This window comes from Flavobacterium odoriferum, assembly GCF_025499515.1.
GTDB classification, from domain to species: Bacteria; Bacteroidota; Bacteroidia; order Flavobacteriales; family Flavobacteriaceae; genus Flavobacterium; species Flavobacterium odoriferum.
This window is the reverse complement of record NZ_JAMKFA010000046.1, coordinates 1-671: the sequence shown is the minus strand read 5'-3', so window position 1 is coordinate 671 and position 671 is coordinate 1. Positions and strand designations below refer to the sequence as shown.

Here is a 671-nt window from a genome sequence, read left to right as displayed (position 1 = left end):
TGTAATATTGGTTACCGATCCATCACAATAACTTGTTGATGCAGAAGTTATTGTGACTTCTGGACGAGATGTAACATTTACCTGTACTGTGATTGGTAATCCCGTACATCCTGCAGCTGTTGGTGTAATTGTATAAACAACCATTCCGTCTACACCTGCTGTGGTAGTTGACAAGCTTTGATTAATAATACTTCCACTACCATTACTTGCACCTGTTACTCCGGTGGCTACTACCGTCCAAGTATATGTAGTTCCTGTAATAGTACTACTTAAATTAATATTTGTATTTGTTCCTGAACAAATAGTCTCTGATGCAGGAGTAGCGGTTACAACCGGTTGTTGGTTTACTATAACTGTAGCACTTCCTGTTAGCGTTTGATTACAAATTGGAGCTGTAGTTGTAGCTACACTAACCAAAGTATAAGTCGTGTTTGAAACTAAAATTGGAGTAGTATAAACTGCTGCTCCTGAACCATTCAAAGTAATGGTTTGAGTTGTAATTCCATCTGTAAAAGTCACATCAGCATTTGGTGTACCTGTAAAAGTTACTTCACCTGTGTTTCCTGTGCAAATTGTGTTTGCTGCAATAGTAGCTGTTGGCAATGGTAAAATAGTAATCATTGCACTTCCACTTATTGACGTTGCACATGCAGCTGCAACACTTACTAGTG

General features: G+C 38.5%; 1 protein-coding gene. It reads right to left on the bottom strand.

What is annotated here, in order from left to right:
* Nucleotides 1-671: PKD-like domain-containing protein (locus M9Q43_RS14060; protein WP_262319493.1), on the bottom strand; the 671-nt coding region annotated here is incomplete at both ends.